The 23858-nt window shown below is 32.0% G+C and carries 12 protein-coding genes; 10 read left to right on the top strand and 2 right to left on the bottom strand.

The features are described from left to right. Positions 1 to 118: 118 nt before the first annotated feature. The 6 genes from ychF to HA143_RS06615 all read left to right on the top strand — a co-directional run bounded on the left by ychF (position 119) and on the right by HA143_RS06615 (position 5641). Entirely contained in the window at positions 119 to 1210 is a 1092-nt protein-coding gene (gene ychF, locus HA143_RS06640; RefSeq protein WP_209084840.1) for a redox-regulated ATPase YchF, read from the top strand. Between the two features lie 6 nt (positions 1211 to 1216). Then, entirely contained in the window at positions 1217 to 1912 is a 696-nt protein-coding gene (locus HA143_RS06635; protein WP_209084829.1) for a hypothetical protein, read from the top strand. A 20-nt stretch (positions 1913 to 1932) separates the two neighbouring features. Continuing rightward, positions 1933 to 3669, top strand: a complete 1737-nt coding sequence (locus tag HA143_RS06630; protein ID WP_209084827.1) for a carbamoyltransferase C-terminal domain-containing protein — start codon at positions 1933 to 1935, stop codon at positions 3667 to 3669. Between the two features lie 9 nt (positions 3670 to 3678). Beyond that, positions 3679 to 3843 (top strand): hypothetical protein, encoded by a 165-nt coding sequence (locus HA143_RS06625; protein ID WP_209084825.1) that lies wholly within the window; start codon positions 3679 to 3681, stop codon positions 3841 to 3843. 89 nt (positions 3844 to 3932) lie between these two features. After that, entirely contained in the window at positions 3933 to 5207 is a 1275-nt protein-coding gene (locus HA143_RS06620) for a hypothetical protein (protein WP_209084823.1), read from the top strand. Positions 5208 to 5323: 116 nt separating this feature from the next. Next, positions 5324 to 5641, top strand: coding sequence for a hypothetical protein (locus HA143_RS06615; protein ID WP_209084821.1), 318 nt, complete (start codon positions 5324 to 5326; stop codon positions 5639 to 5641). Between the two features lie 22 nt (positions 5642 to 5663). Here HA143_RS06615 and HA143_RS06610 read toward each other — a convergent pair whose 3' ends face one another. Then, complete coding sequence (locus tag HA143_RS06610) at positions 5664 to 6563, bottom strand: tetratricopeptide repeat protein (RefSeq protein WP_209084819.1); 900 nt, start codon at positions 6561 to 6563, stop codon at positions 5664 to 5666. A 350-nt stretch (positions 6564 to 6913) separates the two neighbouring features. Beyond that, positions 6914 to 7630, bottom strand: a complete 717-nt coding sequence (locus tag HA143_RS06605; RefSeq protein WP_209084817.1) for a hypothetical protein — start codon at positions 7628 to 7630, stop codon at positions 6914 to 6916. A 122-nt stretch (positions 7631 to 7752) separates the two neighbouring features. Between HA143_RS06605 and HA143_RS06600 the strand changes: the two genes are divergently transcribed. The 4 genes from HA143_RS06600 (at position 7753) to HA143_RS06585 (ending at position 23816) form a co-directional block, all read left to right on the top strand. After that, positions 7753 to 10011, top strand: coding sequence for a TolC family protein (locus HA143_RS06600; RefSeq protein ID WP_209084815.1), 2259 nt, complete (start codon positions 7753 to 7755; stop codon positions 10009 to 10011). Positions 10012 to 10019: 8 nt separating this feature from the next. Beyond that, positions 10020 to 12938, top strand: a complete 2919-nt coding sequence (locus tag HA143_RS06595) for an ABC transporter transmembrane domain-containing protein (protein WP_209084813.1) — start codon at positions 10020 to 10022, stop codon at positions 12936 to 12938. 17 nt (positions 12939 to 12955) lie between these two features. Next, on the top strand, positions 12956 to 13936 hold the full coding sequence (locus HA143_RS06590; RefSeq protein ID WP_209084810.1) for an HlyD family efflux transporter periplasmic adaptor subunit: 981 nt from the start codon (positions 12956 to 12958) through the stop codon (positions 13934 to 13936). Positions 13937 to 14201: 265 nt separating this feature from the next. Then, on the top strand, positions 14202 to 23816 hold the full coding sequence (locus tag HA143_RS06585) for an FG-GAP-like repeat-containing protein (RefSeq protein WP_209084809.1): 9615 nt from the start codon (positions 14202 to 14204) through the stop codon (positions 23814 to 23816). The last annotated feature ends 42 nt before the right edge of the window (positions 23817 to 23858 follow it).

Here is a 23858-nt window from a genome sequence, read left to right as displayed (position 1 = left end):
TATTTAGAAACTAAATAAATAATCAAGACGATTATAATTAACTTATCCAAGATTGGTTAAGTAAATACTATATTACTAGAAGATGTTTTTTTGATAATTTTTCCACAAATTTTTTAAAATGTTAAAAGCAGGTATTATTGGATTACCAAATGTTGGAAAATCAACTTTATTTAATGCACTTGTAGAGAATGCTAAAGCCCAAGCTGCCAATTTCCCTTTTTGTACTATTGAACCTAATAAAGGTATAGTATCAGTCCCAGATCAAAGGTTGCAGGAACTAGGTAATTTAAGTTCTAGTGAAAACATTATCCCAACAAAAATTGAATTTGTAGATATTGCAGGTCTTGTAAAAGGAGCAAGTAAAGGTGAAGGTTTGGGTAATAAATTTTTATCAAATATACGGGAAGTTGATGCAATAGTTCATGTTGTAAGGTGCTTTGAAGATAATGAAGTAATTCATGTTTCCGGAAAGGTGGACCCCCTAGATGATATTGAAATTATTAATTTGGAATTGAATTTGGCTGATTTATCTCAACTTCAAAAAAGAAGAGAGAGAATTAAAAAACAGGTTAAAACGAGTAAAGAGGCAGCAAAAGAAGATGCCTTATTAGAAAAAATTGAAGAAGAACTACATAAAGGACTATCTGTCAGGTCAATATCTCTGAGCGAAGAAGAAAATTTAATAATTAAGCAATTAGGTTTCCTTACCGCAAAACCAATTATTTATGCAACAAATTTGAATGAAAATGATTTAGCTGAAGGAAATGATTTCTCATCCAAAGTGCAGAGTTTTGCAAGTAATGAAAATACAGAATGTATAAAAATTTCTGCTCAAGTTGAATCTGAATTAATAGAGCTACAACCAGAAGATAAAAAAGATTACCTTATGGGTTTAGGAGTAGAAGAAGGTGGATTAAGTTCTTTAATTAGATCAACCTATAAATTACTTGGATTAAAAACTTATTTCACTACAGGAGAAAAGGAAACAAAAGCATGGACTATAAAAGATGGGATGACTGCGCCACAAGCAGCAGGAGTAATTCATACGGATTTTGAAAAAGGATTTATTAGAGCTCAGACTATTTCATATCAAAATTTAATTGATGTAGGTTCTATCGCTAATGCAAAAAATAAAGGTTTGCTTAGGAGTGAAGGTAAAGAATATGTAGTAAATGAAGGTGATGTAATGGAGTTTTTATTTAATGTTTAGAACAAGATGAAAAAGATTCAGTCAGAACTACCTGTTTTTTATGAAACGGCACATGCAGAGCTAGCTTCAGCTTTAGAAATGCTTGCAGCATGTAAGGCAACCGAATCACCAAAGCAAGCTTTCGGTTATTTTATGCATGCTAAAGATGAATTTAATCATGCCAAGTCTTTTTTTGAAATGCTTTCTAAAAGAGGTAAGAGAGCTTCACTTGAAACAGCCAGAAATTTTAGATTCACTCCTCCTTCATTAATAACAAAAGGCTACATCTCTAATAAAGGCTTTCTGATCGATACAATGAAATTAAAAGACTTCATAGCTTTTGTTTATACAAACGAACTTTTAGCTAGATCATCTTTTGAAAACATATTAACTTTGGTTGGCCAAATTACTGATGAAGGAAAAATAATTTCAAACATTATGGCAGATGAGTTGCGGCATCATGGAATGGCTAAAAAATATTTCTTGAATCACTATCCTGCTCTACAACCTTGGCAGTTAATGATTTACCGTATGAGAGAGACAGTAAATAATAAAGCAAGAAAAATATATGATGCAAATTTAAAGTTTCTTGATAGGCTTTTGACCCCTATATATGAATCTATGGCCTATTTAGCAGGAACTATTGCTAGGAAATTGAATTTAAATGAATTTAAAAGAGAAGGTAAAAATCTTATGAATATTTCATCTAACTCTATTCTCTAAAGTAAGTGTAATTATTAAAAATGTTTATTGGTATTACTGGATATAATCATGAATCATCTGCTGCATTAGTTGATAAAAATGGAAAACTTATTGATTTCCATAGAGAAGAGTCTCTAAGTCGAATCAAGGGGGATAAATCCTTCCCTAGGAGGTCAATAAAAAAATTATTAGATACTAATAACCTTAAGGTCAAAGACATTGAAAGAGTTGCTTTCTATGAAAGACCCTTAAGTGCATTCTTGCATATCGTAAAAGAAGCTTCTTTGCATATGCCAAGAAGCCTAGCACTACTTACTCATCAGTTTCGTAACTTTAATCGTTCATCAGTTTCTTGTTACTATGATTTTGCAAAATCTTTTAAAGGATTAGAGACTAAATTAATTTATTCTGACCACCATTTATCTCATACAATAACTGCTCTTGCATATTCTAATTCTAAAAAAGATATTTGCTCTGTAGTTGTTGATGGTTTTGGAGATAGAAGCACGGCTTCAATTAGTCAAATAGTTGATCCGACTGAGATTAATGAGTTGTGGGAATGCCCATATCCTGTATCTCTAGGGCTTTTCTATTCAAGTATTACCGATTACTTAGGTTTCGCAATTAATGAAGGTGAATATAAAGTTATGGGATTAGCTTCTTTTGGAGATTCAAAAAGTAAGTCAGCAAAGTTACTAAGGAGGCTAATGGATTGGGATTCCACCTCTAATAAAATAATTTCTGATATGACTTATTTTGATTATCATGTTTCAACATCTAACTCATTCAGTAGTAAATTAGAGGAATTATTAGGACCTGCTCGTAATCCTTTTGTTCAACTTATCCCGGGAGATAGTGATTTTCAAAGATGTGCAGATATAGCACGTGGAGCTCAAGATTTAACAATTTATCTGCTTGAAAAAATTTTTATCCATGCCCATAAAATAACTAACTCTAGAAGATTTCTTTTTTCAGGAGGAGTTTCTATGAATTCAGCATCAATTGATAGTCTTGCGCAACTGCCTTTTGTAGATGAAATAATTATACCGCCAAGCCCTGGAGACGCTGGGTGTGCCATTGGAGCAGCTTTTTATTGCTATATAAAATCGAATTCCTATAGTAATTTAAATATTTCTAAGCCCTCTTTATTTCCTTCTCTACAAGAAATAAGAAATGATGGATTTCTAACAGAGCAAATTATTCATAATGAATTTTCTATTTTAGAGAGGGATGAAGATGATGCTTTTTTAAGAGCTGCTGAACTTATAGGTTCAGGAGAAGTTATTGGTACAGTTTTATCGTGTAGTGAAACAGGTCCAAGGGCACTAGGTAACCGATCACTAATATGTGATGGAAAAAATAAAGATGCTGTAAAAAACTTAAATACTGTAATTAAGAATAGAAGTCCCTTTAGACCAACTGCTCCAGCAATGAGATATGAAATCGCGGAAAAATATTATAAATTAAGGCCTGAAATTTATGATTGCTATAAATCTATGAGTGCAACATGCAAATGTCTTGATAATAATGTTTCTTTAGAATTCCCAACAACGCATGTTGATGGAACAGCACGTATTCAAATTGTGGAAAATAACTCTTCTCTAGACAAGTTATTATCTATTTTAGAACCTATGGGAATTGATATACTGGCTAACTCTTCATTAAATGTTAGTGGAGATCCTACTTGCTTTGACTTGGTTGATGGACTTATGGTTTGTTCTAGAACAAAATTACGTTATCTTTTAAGTGACTTAGGATTGTTAAAAAGAAAAGCTTAAGAATTTAAAATGTTTAGTTTTATTCGATTTTTAAAACACATCACTTTATCTGCCTGGAAAAATGCAACACCTATTCAGGCTGCTTTGATAACAGCAATTTTGTTGGCGATAATTGTAATTTTAATAATAAGCGTAGTACAAGTAATTGTTCCATTTACTTATATCGCGATTTAGCTCTTTTTGATAAGATTTGAAGAATTTTGAATTGTTAGATTTAATATTTATTTTTAAAATATATAAGTAATAAATTTATATTTTTTCTAATGAAGAGTAGAAGTGAAATTATAAAATTTATCTTTTATACAAGCATTTTGATTCCAATAATAATCTCTATTTTAGAAATAACCTTCTTATTTATAAATAAATCAAATACTAAAATTATTAGTGGAACAAAATATGATTCTTTAACTGGTTGGAGAGAAAATTGTGAAAATAAGTACAATAATCCCGAAAATTACAAATTTTTAATTTGTGATCGAAATGGTTTTATAAAGACTCCATTCGAACATGACAAAAATCAAAAGGATACATATGGCATTTTACTTCTTGGAAATAGTGTCGCTATGGGAGAAGGACTTTATGGATTTGATAATAAGAAAACTTTTGCTAGTCAGTTAGAAAAAAACTTAAGAAATGAAAATCCTAAAATTGATCTTATAAATGCTGCCTATTCAGGTTTTAATACCTGGCAGGAACATGTAGAGACTTTTAGATATTTAAATTCTGAACCCTTTAATGATGACTTACCACCTTTGGGTCTAATAGTAAGTTTTGGAGGTATCCAAGATTTCTGGAATTTTATAAGGCTTTTATCTGAAAATAATGGATATAGAAACGAATATAGTTTTGCTAATGGCATGATGATTGATAAAAATAATATTGATTACATAAATTCTTTAACTAGTAGTTCGCTAGGAAATATAAGAAGTGGATTCATTGCATTTTCAAATTCGATAAGAAAAAGCAGTAATTTCCTTTCTTATATAGATGATTTTAAATCTAGAAATAAAGTGAATCCAGGAATTTATGAAAAGAAACAGTTAACAATAAAACTAGAAACTAATATAAAAAATAAAAATCTTAGAGAGGTCTTGCAACAGAGACTTAATATAGATTATCAAGAATATGAGAAGATAAAAAATTATGCAATACAATCTACATTAAGGAATATAAGTTCTACTGCTAATCTTAATTTGGATAGCAAATATATATATGTATATGCACCAAATTACTTTAGTTCTTTATCAGAGGAACAATTAAATGGGCAAAATTATAAATATTTGATTGGTATTAAACATCTTGTTGGAAATCCCATTTTTCCTCCAAAAATATTAGAGAGGGAGATGTACTTAATTGAAAAAGATTATAGAGAAACTTTATCTAAAGAGATAGAAAAGAATAGGAAGATAATTTATTTTGATTATTCGCTAGAGGCTGAAGAGAGCAGTTGGTTTTTAGACTATAGCCATTTTACTGAATTTGCAGCGAGTAAATTAAGTTCTAAACTCTCTGAAGATATCTTAGAGATAATAAATTAGATAAATTTTTTAGCTAAATTTGATACAAAAAATATTAACTTATATGTTTTTTATCAATTTTTTACTAAGAAATGTATAGCTAAAATTATAAAATACATAAAATTTTATCTTATCTAATGAAGTTAAACAAAGCTTTAAAATTAACTCTTGGAGCATTAATTGCCATTCCATTTAGTTTAATTGTAGGCAATGAAATTCTTGCAAATAATCTTACGGAGAATTTTAAGTATGAATTATCTAGCGATAATCTAATTGCTTGTGGTGGTGGTGGTGGTGGTTCATCTCCAGCCGCAAAGAAAGCCAAAAAAGCAAAGCAAGCCAAAGCTAAACTAAGTTTCAAGAAAAGACAATTGTCTAAAAAGGCAGCCGCAGGAGAAGATACTTCTAACTTAGCAGCTGAAATAGCAGAACTTGAGGCATTAATAGCCGAATAGAGAATTATTTATTACTCAATATTTAAAAATTTTTAAAACATATTTTTGAAAATTCTTCTTTGAATATTTCTTTACCTAGCTTGTTTGACTTTTTTAAGTCAATACAAGCTTTTTTAAATTCTTTTAATTCAAAATGAGTAATAGATTTATTATAAAAAGTATTGTAATTATTAGAATTAAGTTTCAGAGACTTTTTAAAATCTTTTAAGGCGCTCTTATACTTTTTTAATTTAAATTTACTAACTCCCATATTATTGAATGCTATATAGGATTTTTTATTGATATCGATAGATTTTTTATAGTCTTTTATAGAGCCTAAGTAATCACTAAGTTCGAATTTTGCGTTTCCTCTATTTAAATAGGCATTTTCATCATCTTGATCGTATTCAATAGATTTAGTGTAGTTTTCTATTGCTTCTAAATAGTTAAAGAGTATCAAATGAGAGCTGGCGATATTATAAAAAACTTGATCCTTAAAATACTTTTTTAAGATTAATTTTTCGTAATCTTTTATTGCTCCATTATGATCTCCATAAGCGTATTTTGAATTGGCCATATAAAAAAATATTTTTACATCAGGATTGAGACTAAATGAATTATTAAAATCCTTTATTGCTCCCAAATAATCTCCGTAATCATGTTTTGCTCTGCCTCTTTCTAAATAAAATAAAAAATTAACAGGATCTTTTGATATTGCCTTAGAGAAATTACGTATGATTTCTCTGTTCAATTTATTATTTAGTTCTTTAGATAAATCTTTACCTTCAGAAAAAATAGAGCAGCCAGAAGTTACAGCTAAAAAGATTATTGAAAGAAATGTCTTTATTGGGACATTAAAAATTTGTTTTATTTTTTTTAGAATAACTATATTAATATTTTTGCAAGTCTTATTATATCCTTTGTCTGTGAATAATTTAACCATTATTTTTCAAATGTATTTTTAATAAAATTGGTAAATTTTTTGTTTATCTCCTAAATCCATTTTTTAATAATTTTGAGATTTATGTAATTTCATTAACTATTCTTTTTGAATAAAAGGTATTTATTTAAATATGGTTCACTTAAAAAAAGACTAAGTTAAAGTTATCAAATTCCACTTTTTTACTAATTGAACTAATACTGGACTAGTAACAGTAATAAACAAAAGTTGCAGTTGATTAGTAATTTAATTTCCATCTAAAATATCATCCTAATCATAAATGAATTGTAAATATTGCCAATGTTGTAAAAGTATCCTCTAGCAAAAGAGGGTTGGGGAATAAATTTAAATTTTCAAGAAAAATTAAAGCCCCTTTTTTTTTGATTTTCTATAAATTTATTGTGAAGTAATTTTTCGCCTAGCTCTAGAGATAATTTGATTTTTTGATTGTAATTAAATTCTGCTTTCAAAACATTATCTTTTCTTAAAATGAACCAAAATCCATTTGATAATTTTGGCTCGAATAATTGATTCAAATTTCCTATCTTGATAAGAGAAGCTATTGCATCTTCCATCTTATTAATTGGAATAGGCCCTATTTGTTCGGCATGAAAATTTTCATTATCAGGTGAAAAGTTATTTACTATTTCCTCAAATGTTGATTCTTTCTCTTTTAACCTTATATAGATTTCATCTGCGAATTCTTTATTTTTGAGCTTTATTATTGTGTAGTAATAAAGATCTATATAATCTTTTCTTTTAATAAAGTATTGATTTAGTTCATCTTTATATTTGTCCATACACCAATATGTCCAAAGATAATCAGAATTTATAAAATTAATCCATTCATCCATATTTAATTCATAAAGATATAACCATTGCTCAAGTTCTGAATTTGAGTTTATTGAATTCTTCTTTTTCCAGTCATTAATTATTTTTAATTGTTGTTTATTATTAATAGATTTTTGTAAAATTTTTGTGTATTTATATTTAAGTTTTCTCTTGAAAAAGGTTTCTAAAATGCCAAGTTTGGCCAATTCTTTACTGTTTATATTTAACCCAAAATCCATATTAAAATGTGTTTTTTTTAAGATTTAAACATATACTTGATTTAGTTTAATCATCTATTGTTTAATAGAATTTATTGAATTAAAAATATTAAAATTATTTATTAATTAAAAGTGTTGATTTAATGAAAAGTTTTATTTTTATAAAATTAATAATATTAAGTAGCCTTTTCATTAATGTTAGGTCGGAGCAAAAACCTACTCAGGTTGAACAGAATAATAAGCATGAAAATCCTTATTTGTCTAAATCTAAGGAATTAAAGGAAATTAGTTATGAAAATTTAAGAGATTTATTGGTAAACAATAATCTGGAATATGCTGCTGCAATTGAGAGGTTTAATCAGGCTGCATATGATTTAAAGGCAACCTTAAAACTTAAATATCCAACAATTGATCTTCAGTCTAATGGACTACCATCTTATTTAATAGGAGATGAGTATAGAAATCCTAGATATAATGCAGCAACTGATTTCGAAACTAATCAACTTGAAACATCACTTTCAACTTTAATAAAATGGGACATAATTGATCCTGAAAGGAAGCCTGAAATTGCCATTAAAAGATTGGGTGTAGATAAAGCCAAAAATGCTTTAAAAATGATTATAGAAGACTTGAATTTAAAAGCTCAAAGTCAATATTATCAACTTCAAACTGCAAGGGCAAAAATTAATACATCTAAAATTATGGTTAATTCTTCCAAAAAGAGTCTAGAGTCAACCATTATAAAAAATAAAGCAATGTTGGCTCCTCGTTTAGAGGTTTTTGAAGCAGAAACACAATTATTGAGAGATAAAGTTTTACTTAATAATTTCTATAGAGACGAAGCTGAAGCTATTAGATTACTCTCTAATACGCTTGGTTTAAGTGATAATTATTTGGCAATTACAAATGATCAAATTAGTATTAAGGGTCTCTGGAATAACTCTTTAGAAAAGACTAAAAAAAATGCTATTCTATATAATCAAAAACTCAAGGAACTAGATCTAGAAATAAAATTAGCTGATAAGCAAATAAAAAAATCTAATGCCCTGATTAAGCCGAAATTTAGTATTGTTAATACTCTTTCTGGTTCTTATAAGTTTGGACAAGAAGAAGTATCTCCTCCAGTTGAAAATAATGATTACAGAAGAAATTTTAATAACACTATAGCTTTGACTTCACAATGGAGAATATTTGATGCAGGGAGATCCAAAGAATTAAAACAAAAAAATATTAGTAGAAAAAAAGAATTTAAAGCGAAGTATAAAAAAGAAAATACTAGGATATTTGAAAATTTAGAGAACGCTTTTACGAAATTATCTTCTGCAAAACAAAATATTTTAAATTCATATATTCAAGTAATCAAACAAAAAGAAATTTTAAATATATCATATAAAAGATTTGAAGCAGGAGTTACTAATCAAAGAGAAATTATAAATAATCAAAGAGATCTACTATTTGCCAGAAACTCTTTTATTGATGCAGTATCTTTTTACAATAACAATCTTATTTCTCTTAAAAGAATATCTGGAGATTTAAAAATAACTCCATGTAGTAATAATTTTGATCAAATAGGAGATGTCTCTAATTTAGATATAGTTTCAGATATCCAATATGAGCTCTGTGAGATTGACTTTCAAGAATTTAATAAATTTGAAATGAATACTAATAAATTTAATAATGAGGAAATTAAATCAGAAAAATTAATTGAAGAGAAAAAAGATACAAAAAAGATTAATGAAATAAAAGATGTAAAAGATATTAATAAATCAGAAGAGAAATCCTCTAATGAAACATTGAAATCGGACAGGATTTCTGAAGAGGAAAAAGAGATTATTGAATTTAAAAATGAATCATCTGATAATTCTTCAGGATTTTTTAAATTTTTAAAGAGATTTTTACCTTGGGGGAAAGAAGTAAATCGAGATATAAATGAATTAAATAGTAAAGGTGTGAAAGTTAAAGAAGTAAAAGAAGTAAAAGAGGAAGAGGAAGAACTTAAATCAGAAATTGAAGAAGTAAAAGAAGTAAAAGAGGAAGAGGAAGAACTTAAATCAGAAATTGAAGAAGTAAAAGAGGAAGAGGAAGAACTTAAATCAGAAATTGAAGAAGTAAAAGAAGTAAAAGAGGAAGAGGAAGAACTTAAATCAGAAATTGAAGAAGTAAAAGAGGAAGAGGAAGAACTTAAATCAGAAATTGAAGAAGTAAAAGAGGAAGAGGAAGAACTTAAATCAGAAATTGAAGAAGGAATAGAAGAACTCGAACAAGTAAATCTAGATTTTAATGGATATTCTCAAGAGCAAATCAAACAAATAACATCTGATATTAATTGCCAAGATTTTATAATTGAAAAAAATAAAATTTATTGTTGGGATGGGAAGAAATTTAATCTTTATACAAAATAAAATTCTTCATGAAAAGATTTGATCAAATACCAAAAGAACTAAAAGATTTATTTCATCAAAAAGCTGAAAAAGTTGAATTTTCCATAGGTCAGGTTTTTTGCGACTTTGATTCAAATCCAAAGGGACTTTTGCATTTAATAAAAGGAGAATTGAGATTAATTTATAAAGATAAAAATAAAGGAATATCAACTATAAAAATATATAAAACCGGTGATATTGTTGGGTTAGAACAGATACTTTGTGGTACAAGAGGAACTTCTTTAAGAGCGTCAAGCAAACTTGAAGCGAATTATCTTCAAACAGATTATTTCCTGAATTTTTTGGCAAATAATAAGGCTAATTTTCAATTTTTTGATGATTTTACTAAATATGAGTTTTTAAATATTTTGATTAAATTAGAAAATAAATTAAAAATTAAGAATATTGATTTAATTGAAAATCTTAAAAACTTTAATGAAAATCAAGAAATTAAGATTCAATTATTTAAACCTGGTAAACATATTCTTAAAAGCAATTTCAAGGAATTCCTAATAACCTCAAATAATATCAAGAATTATAAAGAAGGGGATGTTGTGAGTAATGGAGATAAGTTAGAAGTAATTGGAAATTTACCAGCGAGGATTATAGATACTGCAAAACTTTCTATATTTTCAAATAATAAAAAAATATCATTTGGATCGAAGCTCAAGGAGACTACAGGTTATGAAAATCAGAAAAATTTAAATGATAAAAAAGAAGCTCTTGCTGATATGTTTGGCGTCATAAATTATCAAGATAGCTTTCCTCATTTCAATGGAGCGGGAGTCAGTCAAAGTACCATAGCTTGTTTGAGAATGTTATCACGATTTTTTGATTTGCCTTTTAAAAAAGATATCTTAAAAAGAATAATCGATGATCAAAATAATTTTTCTGATAGGGAAGAAATAAATATTTCAAAATTAGCAGCTTTAATAAACTTTCTTGGTTTAAGAACAACCCCCTTGAAGCCAGATTCAAAAAGTCTAATTAAAAGAATTCCACTGCCATCTGTTTTTATCTTTGAGAATAGACCTTTAATTCTTTGGAAATATAAAAATAATCAATTTTATATTGGAGATCCATCTCGCAAACCATACTGGATAGAGATTGATCAATTAGAAAATATTATCATTAAAAATGAATTGAAGTTTCTTTACTTAGAAAAGACACCAAGTTCTCCTAAAAATAGATTTGGATTCTACTGGTTTTTACCCGCAATAAAGAAACATAAAGTTCCTTTATTACAAGTTGTTGTAGCGAGCTTTTTTGTTCAACTATTAGCACTTTTTAATCCTCTTTTGATACAGCAAATAATTGATGCGGTAATAAATCAAGGCAATCTCTCAAGCCTCAATGTTTTAGGAACTCTTCTAATTGCAATGGCTTTAGCTCAGGCTTTATTATCTTCTTTGAGAACATATTTATTTTCTGATACTTCAAATAGAATAGATCTATCCCTTGGGGGGAAAATTATTAATCATTTACTTAGACTGCCCTCGGCTTATTTCTCAAAACGAACAGTAGGAGAAACTAGTAGTAGAATTAGTGAACTTGAAAAAATAAGGGAATTTCTTACCGGAACAGCACTTACTCTTGTCTTGGATGTTGTTTTTTCAATAATTTATATTGCGGTAATGATGATTTATTCAATTCAACTAACGTTTATATCTCTTGCGGTTATTCCATTTTTTGTATTACTAACTCTATCTATATCACCAATTATAAGGCGTCAAATTAGAGAAAAAAATATAGCTAACTCTAACTTGCAAAGTCATATGGTTGAGACGATTTCAAGCGTGGATACAATTAAAGGCCAGGGTATTGAGATCCCCAGTGAATGGAAATGGGGGCAATTATATGGGAAACAGATGAAGGCAGGATTCAGAAATACTTTAACTAAATCTATATCTGGATCTGCAAGCAATTTTCTTTCACAACTTTCGGGCCTTTTAGTTATTTGGGCAGGAGCAGTCCTTGTATTACAAGGGAAATTAACAATTGGGCAATTAATTGCATTTAGAATTTTGTCTGGATATGTCACAGGTCCAATTTTGAGGTTAACCACGATGTCCCAAAACTTCCAAGAGATAGCTTTATCTCTCGAGAGAATTTCGGATATTATTGATACCCCTCAAGAAATTGAAATAATTGGTCGGGATCTTCCTCCAATGCCACCAATAGATGGAAAGGTTGCTTTTGAAAATGTAAATTTTCAATTTTCTAATACAAGTAAATTGATTTTAAAAAATATAAATTTTCAGATTCCAGCTGGAAGTTTTATTGGAGTTGTTGGTGAGAGCGGTTCAGGAAAGAGTACTTTGCTTAAACTCATAAATCAGATTTTAATCCCAACAAATGGAATCATTAGAATTGATGATTTTGACATCTCAAAAGTAAACTTATATTCATATAGATCACAGATTGGAGTGGTTCCACAAGATAGTATTTTGTTTAAAGGAACCGTTCAACAAAATATTGCTTTAGCGAAGCCAGAAGCTGATTTTGATGAGATCTCTAAAGCCGCAAAATTAGCAGATGCTCATGACTTTATTCAGGCATTAACCTCTGGTTATAGTACAGAAGTTGGAGAAAGAGGTACAAATTTATCTGGTGGACAACGTCAGAGAATTGCAATGGCAAGAATGTTTTTGCAAAGTCCAAAATTATTGTTATTAGATGAGGCTACAAGTTCTCTCGATATAAAATCAGAAAAGAAAATACTACAAAATTTATTAAAAATATCAGATAATAAAACAGTAATTTTTATTAGTCACAGATTAAATAATTTTATTGAGGCTGACCAAATTTTTTATTTGTATGATGGAAATATAGTTGAAAATGGTTCCCATAATGACCTTATGTCTTTGGCTGGTCGTTACAAGGCCCTTTTTGATGAAAGAGTAAATTAGATATTATGACCAAAGATATGAATGTTAATTCTGATGATTACTTTTTAAATTCTACTGGACAAGATCTAGTTTATAAACAACCTCCAAAGTGGACAAAAGCTCTGGTTTGGTCAATAGCAGGTAGTTTTGGATTTGGGTTGATTTTCTCCTGTATCTCAAGAATTGATGAGGTTGTTATTGCTAGAGGAGAACTTCAAGCAATTGGTGCAGAGAGACCAATTAAATCTCCAATTTCAGGAATTATTAGTAAAATTTATGTAAGCGAAGGGAGATTGGTTAATACTGGAGAAAAGCTTATTGAATTTGATTCAAACGTTTTGTTAGCTAGAGAGGAAAGCTTGAAGGCAAAACTTGAAGAATTAATTATTTCTAAGAAGTTAGAAGAAGATATCCTCAAAGAAGTTGCAACTCTTGCTGAAATAGGTGGAATTCAGATGATCCAATATTTACAACAGGAGAAAAAAGTTAATGAAGTGAATTTTGAAGTTAAACAAATTCAAGCAAAAATTAAAGAAATCAATTTTGACAAAAGAAAGACTATAATTCTCTCTCCAGTTAAAGGTAAAGTATTTAATCTAATCCCACAAAGCATTGGATATGCGTCTACTTTGGGTGAAAATTTGATGAATATAGTTCCTGATGGTGATGTTGAGGCAAAAGTTTTCTTATCAAATAATGATGTTGGGTTCGTAAGAAATCAAATGGAAGCAGATATTAGAGTAGATGCTTATCCCTTTACTCAATTTGGATCTATTAAAGGGAATTTGAAATTTGTTGGAGATGAAGTACTTCCATCTGATTATCAGAATCCAGAACCACGATTCCCTGCCTACATAAGTCTTTCTGAACAATATTTGATGAAAAATGGAAATACCTACAAAGTAAGATCTGGTCAAAGCGTATCTGTTAATCTTAAAGTGAGAGATAAGCCTGTTATTAGTCTTCTTACTGATTCTATTGATAGGGCATTTGATTCCCTCAAAGGTATTAAAAATTAAAAAGAATCAAAAATAAAGTTTTATATTATTGTTTAAGTAATTTTTACTTAACTTAAAAATTTTTTAATAAGATATATTTAAGTTTTAGGTTCTTAATAGGAGCTTAACGATTACAGATTCAGCAGGTAAATCTTCAAATTCTAATCCTGGATTTCTTGAGAGGATTCAGAATATTTTACCGTGGAACAATAATGATAAAAATATTGAAAATAATCAAGAGAATGACCAACCGCAAAATACATTTGATAGCGAAGGAACAGTTTTTGTGGAATCTAGTTTTAATACTAAATATTCATCTGATTTAGAATTTGATTTAGATTTAATAGAGTTTAATCAATCTTACTATTCTCCTTTTACTGGTTCATTCTCTGAGACTAATTTTTCAAGTTTAGATATTAATCTAGATTATTCAGAATCTCTTGATATAGATACAGATACAACAATATTTATCTCACAACCTTCCCAAGATCCTCTCACAGGAGAACAAAGCTTAACTAATATACTATTTGACTCTAAATCATCACTCTCTTTTGATAGAGACATAAATTTTTCTTATGGCGATAATATTTTTGAAAATTTTTCATATGATGCACTTACCGGATATTACACACAAACAATAATTTATGATATAGATCTTGATATCTCTTACTCAGAATCTTTAGATTTTTCTAATCAGGAAACTTTATTTATAAGTAGCGAAGAATCAGATTTATTTTATACAAGGGATGAAAAATTATCTTTTGATCGGGATATTGATTTTTCATACTCAGAGAGAAACTATTATAACTTAGTCTTTAATCCGGATACTGGATTCTTTGCTGAAACTTCTTTTTCCTCAAGTTCGATAGATATATCAATTGAGGAATCTTTTGAGACTTCAATTGAAGAAAATTTTGTTTTTCTTCCCAAGGAACAAGTAAAGAAACCAATTATTCCTGCCATATCAATTCAAGATGTTGTCGTCTCAGAAAGTGATGGCAATCTTGCTTTGACGGTTACGCTTTCAGAGGAAACAACAAACACAGTTACTGTTGAATATACGACGTCTAATAATCAATTAAATTTTGCCGAATCAATAATCACCACAAGTGTTGATGGAGCCTATGACGTTCATGTGGCTGATATTGATAGAGACGGTGATATGGATATTATCGCCAGTTCTATGAATGATGACACTATTAGATGGTTTGAAAACAATGGCAATGAAAATCCATCTTTTACTTCTGCAGTAATAGCAACAACCGCAGACGGGGCAAGAGGGATTACTGTTGTTGATATTGATGGAGATGGAGATTTAGACATTGTTTCTGCCTCTGCAGACGATGACACAATTGCCTGGTATGAAAATGATGGAGCAGCAAATCCAACATTTACAGCAGCAGATATTGCCACAAATGCAGATGGAGCGCATGATGTAAAACTTGCGGATATTGATGGAGATGGAGATTTAGATATTATTTCTGCATCGCCTCTTGATGACACAATTGCCTGGTATGAAAATGATGGAGCAGCAAATCCATCATTTACTGCGGCAGATATTGCTACAAGTGCAGATGGTGCAACTTCAGTTTTCTTAGTTGACTTAGATAGTGATGGAGATATTGATATTCTTTCCTCTTCTTATCACGATGACACAATTGCCTGGTATGAAAATGATGGAGCAGCAAATCCAACATTTACAGCAGCAGATATTGCCACCAATATTGATGGTGCATATTTTGTTTATGCACAAGATATGGATGCGGATGGAGATATTGATATTCTGGCAGCTTCTATCCTTGAAGATAAAGTTGTTTTATTGAAAAACAATGGAGCAGCAAATCCTACATTCAATGCCTCAGATATTATTACTTCTATAAAGCCATTCGCTGTAGATGTAAATGATATTGATGGAGATGGAGATTTAGACATTGGTATTGCAGCACATGATGGACTTCTTGCTGCAACTTCTGCAGATAAGGTTGCATGGTTCTCTAGTGATGGAGCTTCATCTCCAAGTTGGACATTTGTCGAAAGTACAATTAATCCAAAAAATGGAGTTGAGAGTATATTTACTGCAGATTTAGATGGAGATGGAGATTTAGATGGGGTTTCTGCTTCATTCAAGGACGATACTATTGCTTGGTATGAAAATTTGGGAACATCAAATAATATTCCTGCTAATAGGATTGCACAAAGTGGAGAAGACTATAGCTCAGTAAGTGGAGTATTAACTTTTGAACCTGGTACGACAACAGCAACAATAATTATCCCAATTACAAACGATAAATTACCTGAAAATATAGAAGATTTTACTTTAAGTCTTACTAACCCGACTAATGCCACTTTAACTAATGAATCTGCCAAAATCTCTATTAATGCCAATGACCAAATTGGTTTTATAGCAAGAGATATAGTTACAAATGCTAATGGAGCTGAAAATGTTTATGTAGCTGATATGGATGGAGATGGGGATTTAGATATAGTTTCTGCATCAATCGAAGATGACACAATTGCCTGGTATGAAAATAATGGATCTGCAAATCCAACATTTACTAAGTCTGTAGTCGCAACCAGTGCTAATGGAGCAGAAGATGTACACGTTGCAGATATTGATGGCGATGGAGATTTAGATATAGTTTCTGCCTCTAGAGAAGACAGCACAATTGCCTGGTATGAAAATAACGGAGCAGCAGATCCTAGTTGGACAGCTGCAGATATAGCAACCAGTGCTAATGGAGCACAACGAGTATTTGTAGCTGATATGGATGGAGATGGGGATTTAGATATAGTTTCTGGTTCCTATTTTGATGACACAATAGCTTGGTATGAAAATAATGGAGCGGCTAATCCTTCTTGGGCTTCTGCAGATATAGCTACAAGCGCAGACGGTGCGCATGATGTTTATGTTGCAGATATGGATGGAGATGGAGATATGGATATAGTTTCTGCCTCTTATTTAGATGACACAATTGCCTGGTATGAAAATGATGGTGCGGCAAATCCATCTTGGACTTCTGCAGATATTGTAACTAATGCAGATGGTGCAAATGATATCTTCCTCGTTGATTTAGATGGTGATGGTGATATGGATATTATTTCAGCATCTGAACTGGATGACACAATAGCTTGGTATGAAAGTGATGGCGCTGCTAATCCCAGTTGGACTAAGAGAGTAATTGCTACAAGCGCAGATGGTGCTGGTAGTGTGTTTGCTGCAGATATAGATGGTGATGGAGATTTGGATGTTGCCTCTGCATCAATTAACGATGATACTATTGCATGGTACATAAATGATGGCGCAAATGATCCAAGCTTTACTGCTGTTGATATAGCTACTAATGCTGACAATGCTAATAGTGTATTCGTTGCTGACTTAGATGGAGACGGAGATCTTGATATTGTTTCTTCTTCTTATATTGATGACACAATAGCTTGGTATGAAAATGTCGGTGCTACAAGAATTTCTATAAGTGATGTAACGACTTCTAATGAAAATGCCGCCAATGCATCAATAACTGTAAGTTTAAATCAAACTACTGATGAAGATGTCACTGTTGCTTATGCAACCTCTAATGGAACAGCAACGGCGGGAGCAGACTATACGGCAACATCAGGAACATTAACAATATCTGCAGGAGCAACCTCTGGCACATTTAATGTACCAGTTCTTGCCGACTCACTCGATGAAAATAATGAAACGGTAAATATAACCTTAACTAATCCCACTAATGCAAGTATCAGTGATTCAACAGCTACATTAACTATCACTGATGACGATGCAACTCCGAGTATTACAATTGCAGATTTAACCACGTCAAATGAGAATGCATCCAATGCAACATTTACAGTGAGCCTTTCCAATGCATCTAGTCAAGATATAACTCTTGATTATGCAACATCAAATGGAACAGCGACAGCAGGATCTGACTACACAGCAACATCTGGAACATTAACTATTTCTGCGGGAGCAACATCAGGAACATTTAATGTTCCAGTTTTAGCTGATTCACTTGATGAAGTTAATGAGACTGCAACGATAACTTTATCCAATGCATCTAATGCAAGTATTAGTGATTCAACAGCGACATTAACTATTACTGATGATGATGCAGCCCCAACTTTAAGTTTCAATAACATTAACGGTTCTGATCAATATGGAGTACAAGAACAAAATGCTAATGCAACAGTAGATATAAGATTATCTGCTGCATCTGCAAAAACTATAACTGTTGATTACGCTACAACTGCAACTGATTCATTCCCAACTTTTACAGCATCTGCAATAAGTAATGATTCAGCTAAAGATATAGTACTTGCTGATTTAGATGGAGATGGCGATTTAGATATTATTTCATCAGGCGGATGGTATGAAAATGACGGAGCAGCAAATCCATCCTTCTCAGATCGTGGGGTAGTAGGTAATGAAAGTGCCGTACACGTAGCCGATATTGATAGTGATGGAGACTTAGATATTGTTGCTGCATATGAACATACTGACACTATTAGATGGTATGAAAATGATGGAGCAGCAAATCCATCTTTTTCTACAACAGTTATTACTACAAGTGCAGATTATGCTCATGATGTTTACATTGCGGATATAGATGGTGATGGAGATTTAGATATTATTTCAGCATCTAACAATGACGATAAAATTGCTTGGTATGAAAATGATGGAGCAGCAAATCCAACATTTACAACATCAATAATTGCTACTAATGCAGATGAAGCAAGGGAAGTATTTATAGGAGATGTTGATAATGATGGAGATTTAGATATTGTTTCTGCTAGTCGTACAGATGGGGCAATAGCCTGGTATGAAAATGATGGAGCAGCAAATCCAAGCTTTACTTCCTCAGATATCGTCAATTCTTTAGACGGAAGTGGAGGTAAAACGGATGTCCATTTGGCAGATATAGATGGAGATGGTGATTTAGATATTGTTGCTGCTGATTATGATCGTAATCCTGTTGTTTGGTATGAGAATGATGGAGCTGCAAATCCTAGTTGGACAGCTCAATCAATAGTTGGATATCCAGATACTTCGCCTACAAGTCAACACATTATTTACGGGGTTGGTGTCCATGTTGATGATGTTGATAATGATGGCGATCTAGATATAATTTCTGCCGTTACAGCTGGGACAACAAAGGTAGCCTGGTATGAAAATGATGGTGCCCCCAATCCTGGCTGGACTGCAAGAGATATAGATATATCTAACAAAGGGTTTTATGAAGTTGCATCCGGAGACTTAGATAATGATGGTGATATAGATTTCCTTTCAGCTGCTAGTTCAGGAGGAATAACTTGGTATGAATCAGATGTAGCTAGTAATAACGATACTGCTGTAATGGCTCAGGTTGACGATGACTATACAGCAACAAGTGGAAGCGTAACCTTTAGTCCTGGAGAAACATTAAAAACATTCACCGTTGCAATAAAAGAAGATCAAATTACAGAAAATCAGCAGGAGTCAGTTCAACTTGTTTTGTCTAATCCCACCAATGCAACTCTTGGAGACAGTAGTGGAGTTCTTCTTATAAGTGATGATGATGGAATTTCATTTACAGAATCAATAATTTCCACAAGTGCAGATGGTGCTTATGACGTCCATGTAGCAGATATGGATAGTGATGGTGATATGGATATCGTCGCCAGCTCTATTCATGATGACACTATTAGATGGTTTGAAAATGATGGCAACGTTAATCCATCCTTTACTGCGGCAACTATTGCTACCAATGCTGATCATGTAAGAGAAATCACTGTTGCAGATATGGATGGTGATGGAGATTTAGATATTCTTTCTGCCTCAGAAAATGATGACAGCATTGCATGGTATGAAAACAATGGTGCTGCAGATCCGACATTTACTAAAGCTGTAATTGCCACAAGTGCAGATGGAGCACAAGACGTACAAGTGGCTGATATGGATGGTGATGGAGACTTAGATATTGTCTCTGCCTCATCTTTGGATGACACTATTGCCTGGTATGAAAATGATGGTGCGTCTAATCCATCATGGGCAGCTGCAAATATAGCTACTAATGCAGATGGAGCAACTTCTGTTTTCTTGATTGACCTTGATAAAGATGGAGATATAGATATTCTTTCTTCTTCTTATAACGACGATACTATTGCCTGGTATGAAAATAATGGAGCAGCAAATCCTACATTTACTGCAGCGGATATAGCAACCAATATTGATGGTGCATATCATGTTTATGCAGAGGATATGGATGCCGATGGAGATATAGATATTCTTGCTTCTGCAGCTATTGGAGATAAGGTTGTTTTATTTAAGAGTAATGGAGCAGCAGATCCTACATTTACTGCCTCAGATATTATTACAAGCTTTGATACTCCAATTGGATTAGATGTTGCAGACGTTGATTTTGACGGAGATTTAGATATTGGAATTACTGGTAATGATGGATTAAATGGTGCTGGAGCAACTGATTTAGTTGCCTGGTATTCAAGTGATGGGGCAGCCAATCCAACTTGGACATTAATAGATAAAACTACTTCTCTCCCTAATGGTGCGGAAAATGTATTTTTTGCAGATATTGATGGTGATGGAGATATTGATGCGGCTTCTGCATCTCACAATGACGACACTATCGTTTGGTATGAGAATCTTGGTCCCGCACAAAATCATGTTTTATCAATCGCAGATGTAACTACTTCTAATGAAAATGCAGCTAATGCAACATTTACTGTGAATCTATCTAATGCATCACCTAGGGATATAACTTTAAATTATGAAACTATTGATACTACAAGCACAACATTTACAGGGGAAACACTTGTTAGCAATGTAACTAATGCAGAAGAAGTACAACTTGGTGATATGGATGGAGATGGAGATCTAGATATTGTTTATGCAGGTTTAACTAATGATACGTTTGGATGGTTAGAAAATAATGGTAGCTCTTGGTCGCAAGCAAGCATAGATACCTCCGCTGATGGTGCAAAAGGAATACATATCGCAGATATAGATGGAGATGGAGATCTTGATTTTGTTGGTGCGATGTATTACGGAGATAGCATTGCTTGGTATGAAAATGACGGAGCTGCTAATCCTTCATTCACTAAAACAGTAATTAGTACAGGTACAGATGGAGCAAATGATATTCATGTCGGAGACATAGATGGAGATGGAGATTTAGATATAATTTCTGCTTCTGGTAATGACGATGAAATTACTTGGTTTGAAAATAATGGAGCAGCAGATCCTACTTTTGCAACAACTGTAATTGCAACGAGTGCGGATAATCCTCATGAGGTATTCATCGCAGATATGGATAGTGATGGTGATCTAGATATTATCTCAACATCAGTAAATGATAGTACAGTTGCCTGGTATGAAAATAACGGAGCAGCAGATCCTTCTTTCGCAGCAACAAATATCGCAACCAATGTTTCAGGTGCTCATGGAATTCATGTTGATGATATGGATGCTGATGGAGATATGGATATTGTTATCGCATCATTTACTGATGATACTGTTCGCTGGTATGAGAATAATGGAGCAGCAGATCCAACATGGTCTGCTGCAAATATTGCAACATCGATTGATGGAGCAAGAGATATTGAAGTTTTAGATCTAGATAAAGATGGCGATTTAGATGTTATGGTGACAGCCCAAGATGCTGATTCGATTTCTTATTGGCTTAATAATGGAGCAGCTGATCCATCATGGAGTGGTCAGAATCTTTTTTCAAGTGAATTTGATAAGCCTCATAACATCGCAATAGGAGATGTTGATAATGATGGTTATTTAGATGTTGTTTCAAGCTCTCACAATGATCATAAAATTGCTTTGCATAATGTTGATCAAACAGCTACAGCGGGATCTGATTACACATCAACTTCTGGTACTTTAAAAATTTCTGCAGGGGCTACGTCAGGAACATTTACCATTCCAGTTCTTGCAGATTCAATTTCAGAAGCAGAAGAAGTTGTAACTGTAAAATTCACCAGGCCTTCAAATGCTTTTGTCTCGCCAACTGATGGATTATCAGATTCTAATAACTATGTAACTACAGCAAGATTAACAATCACTGATGATGATGCTTTAACTTTCACCGCTTCAGACATAGCAACAAGTGCTGACGGTGCACAAGATGTAAAAGTTGCAGATATGGATGGAGATGGAGATTTGGATATAGTTTCAGCTTCTCCGTTGGATGACACAATTGCCTGGTATGAAAATGATGGAGCAGCAAATCCAACATTTACAGCAGCAAATATTTACACTAGTGCTACAGAAGCTAGAAATATTCATATTGTAGATTTAGATGGCGATGGTGATTTAGATATTGTTGGAGCTGGAAGTGGTAATGATGTTGTTGGTTGGTTAGAGAATGACGGGGCTGCAAATCCTACTTTTAGTAATGAAATATTAGCAACAAGTGCTGACGGAGCTCATGATGTTTACGTGGCAGATTTAGATGGTGATGGCGATCTAGATATCGTATCTGCTTCTATCAATGATGACACCATTGCCTGGTATGAAAATAATGGAGCAGCTGACCCAAGTTTCACAGCGGCTGATATAGCTACAAATGCAGATTATGCTTTGGGAGTTCATATCGCAGATATGGATGGTGATGGCGATTTAGATATTGTTTCTGCTTCTCAATTAGATGACACCATTGCTTGGTATGAAAATGATGGGGCTGCAAATCCAACATTTACAGCAGCTGATATAGCAACAAGTGCAGATCATGCGACAAGTCTTTATGTGGCTGATATGGATGGAGACGGAGATATGGATATTCTTTCATCTTCTGAAAATGATGACACCATTGCCTGGTATGAAAATGATGGCGCCGCAAATCCAACATTTACAGCAGCAGATATAGCAACAAGTGCTGATGGAGCATGGTCAGTTAAAGCTGCAGATATGGATGGAGATGGAGATTTAGATATTATATCCGCATCATTCAATGACGATACAATTGCGTGGTATGAGAATAATGGAGCAGCAGATCCAGCTTGGACTGCTACTGATATAGCAACAAGTGCTGATGGCGCCAGAGCAGTAACAATAGCAGATATAGACGGAGATGGAGATTTAGATATCATTTCTGCTTCTGCGAATGATGATACTATCGCTTGGTATGAGAATAACTGTGATGGTAATGACCCTCTAATATTTGATCTTGATAATGATGGTATTGAACTAATAAGTACAAAAGAAAAAGTTTTATTTGATGTTGATGTTGATGGTGATTTAGAGATTACAGGATGGACTGCTCCTGATGATGGATTACTTGTTATGGATATAAATAATGATGGATTTATAAATGATATGTCAGAAGTATTTTCAGAACACTTTAATTCTGGGGCATTTATTTCTTCATTAGATTCATTAAATAGTATTGATTCTAATAACGATGATTTAATTAACTATCAAGATGAATTATTTGAACAAGTAATGATATGGCAAGATCTTAACTCTAATGGAATTTCTAACTCTGGGGAACTTTCAACTTTAAATGAAGTTGGAATCGAATCCATTTCACTGTTAGCTGAGATTATGGATGATGAAATAGAGGGTAATACGATAAATGCCAAAGGTTCTTATGAAGGTACTGATGGAGTAACAAGAGAATTTGTTCAAGCAATTTTTACATCAGAAGATTTAGAGAATATTCAAGAAAATGATTCATTCTTCGAAGATGAATTGATCTTAGGAAATCAAGAATTTGATTCCTTCGAGAGAATATCTTTAGATTCTGGATATGAGCTTAATAATTTGGATACCTTAGGAGGCAGTGATATTGATTATGAAAAACAACCTATATTTGAAGATTTAAATAATCAATTATTAGCTTCTTTTTATGAAGAACCCGAATTAGATACTCAAGAACAAGTAAAAGTTTCTATTTAAAGTCAAAGATGTTTTTGAAAAAATTACAACTTATCTTTTTAA

Source organism: Prochlorococcus marinus CUG1415 (assembly GCF_017696015.1).
Taxonomy (GTDB): Bacteria; Cyanobacteriota; Cyanobacteriia; order PCC-6307; family Cyanobiaceae; genus Prochlorococcus_A; species Prochlorococcus_A marinus_AE.
This window is presented reverse-complemented; position numbering and strand designations above follow the sequence as displayed.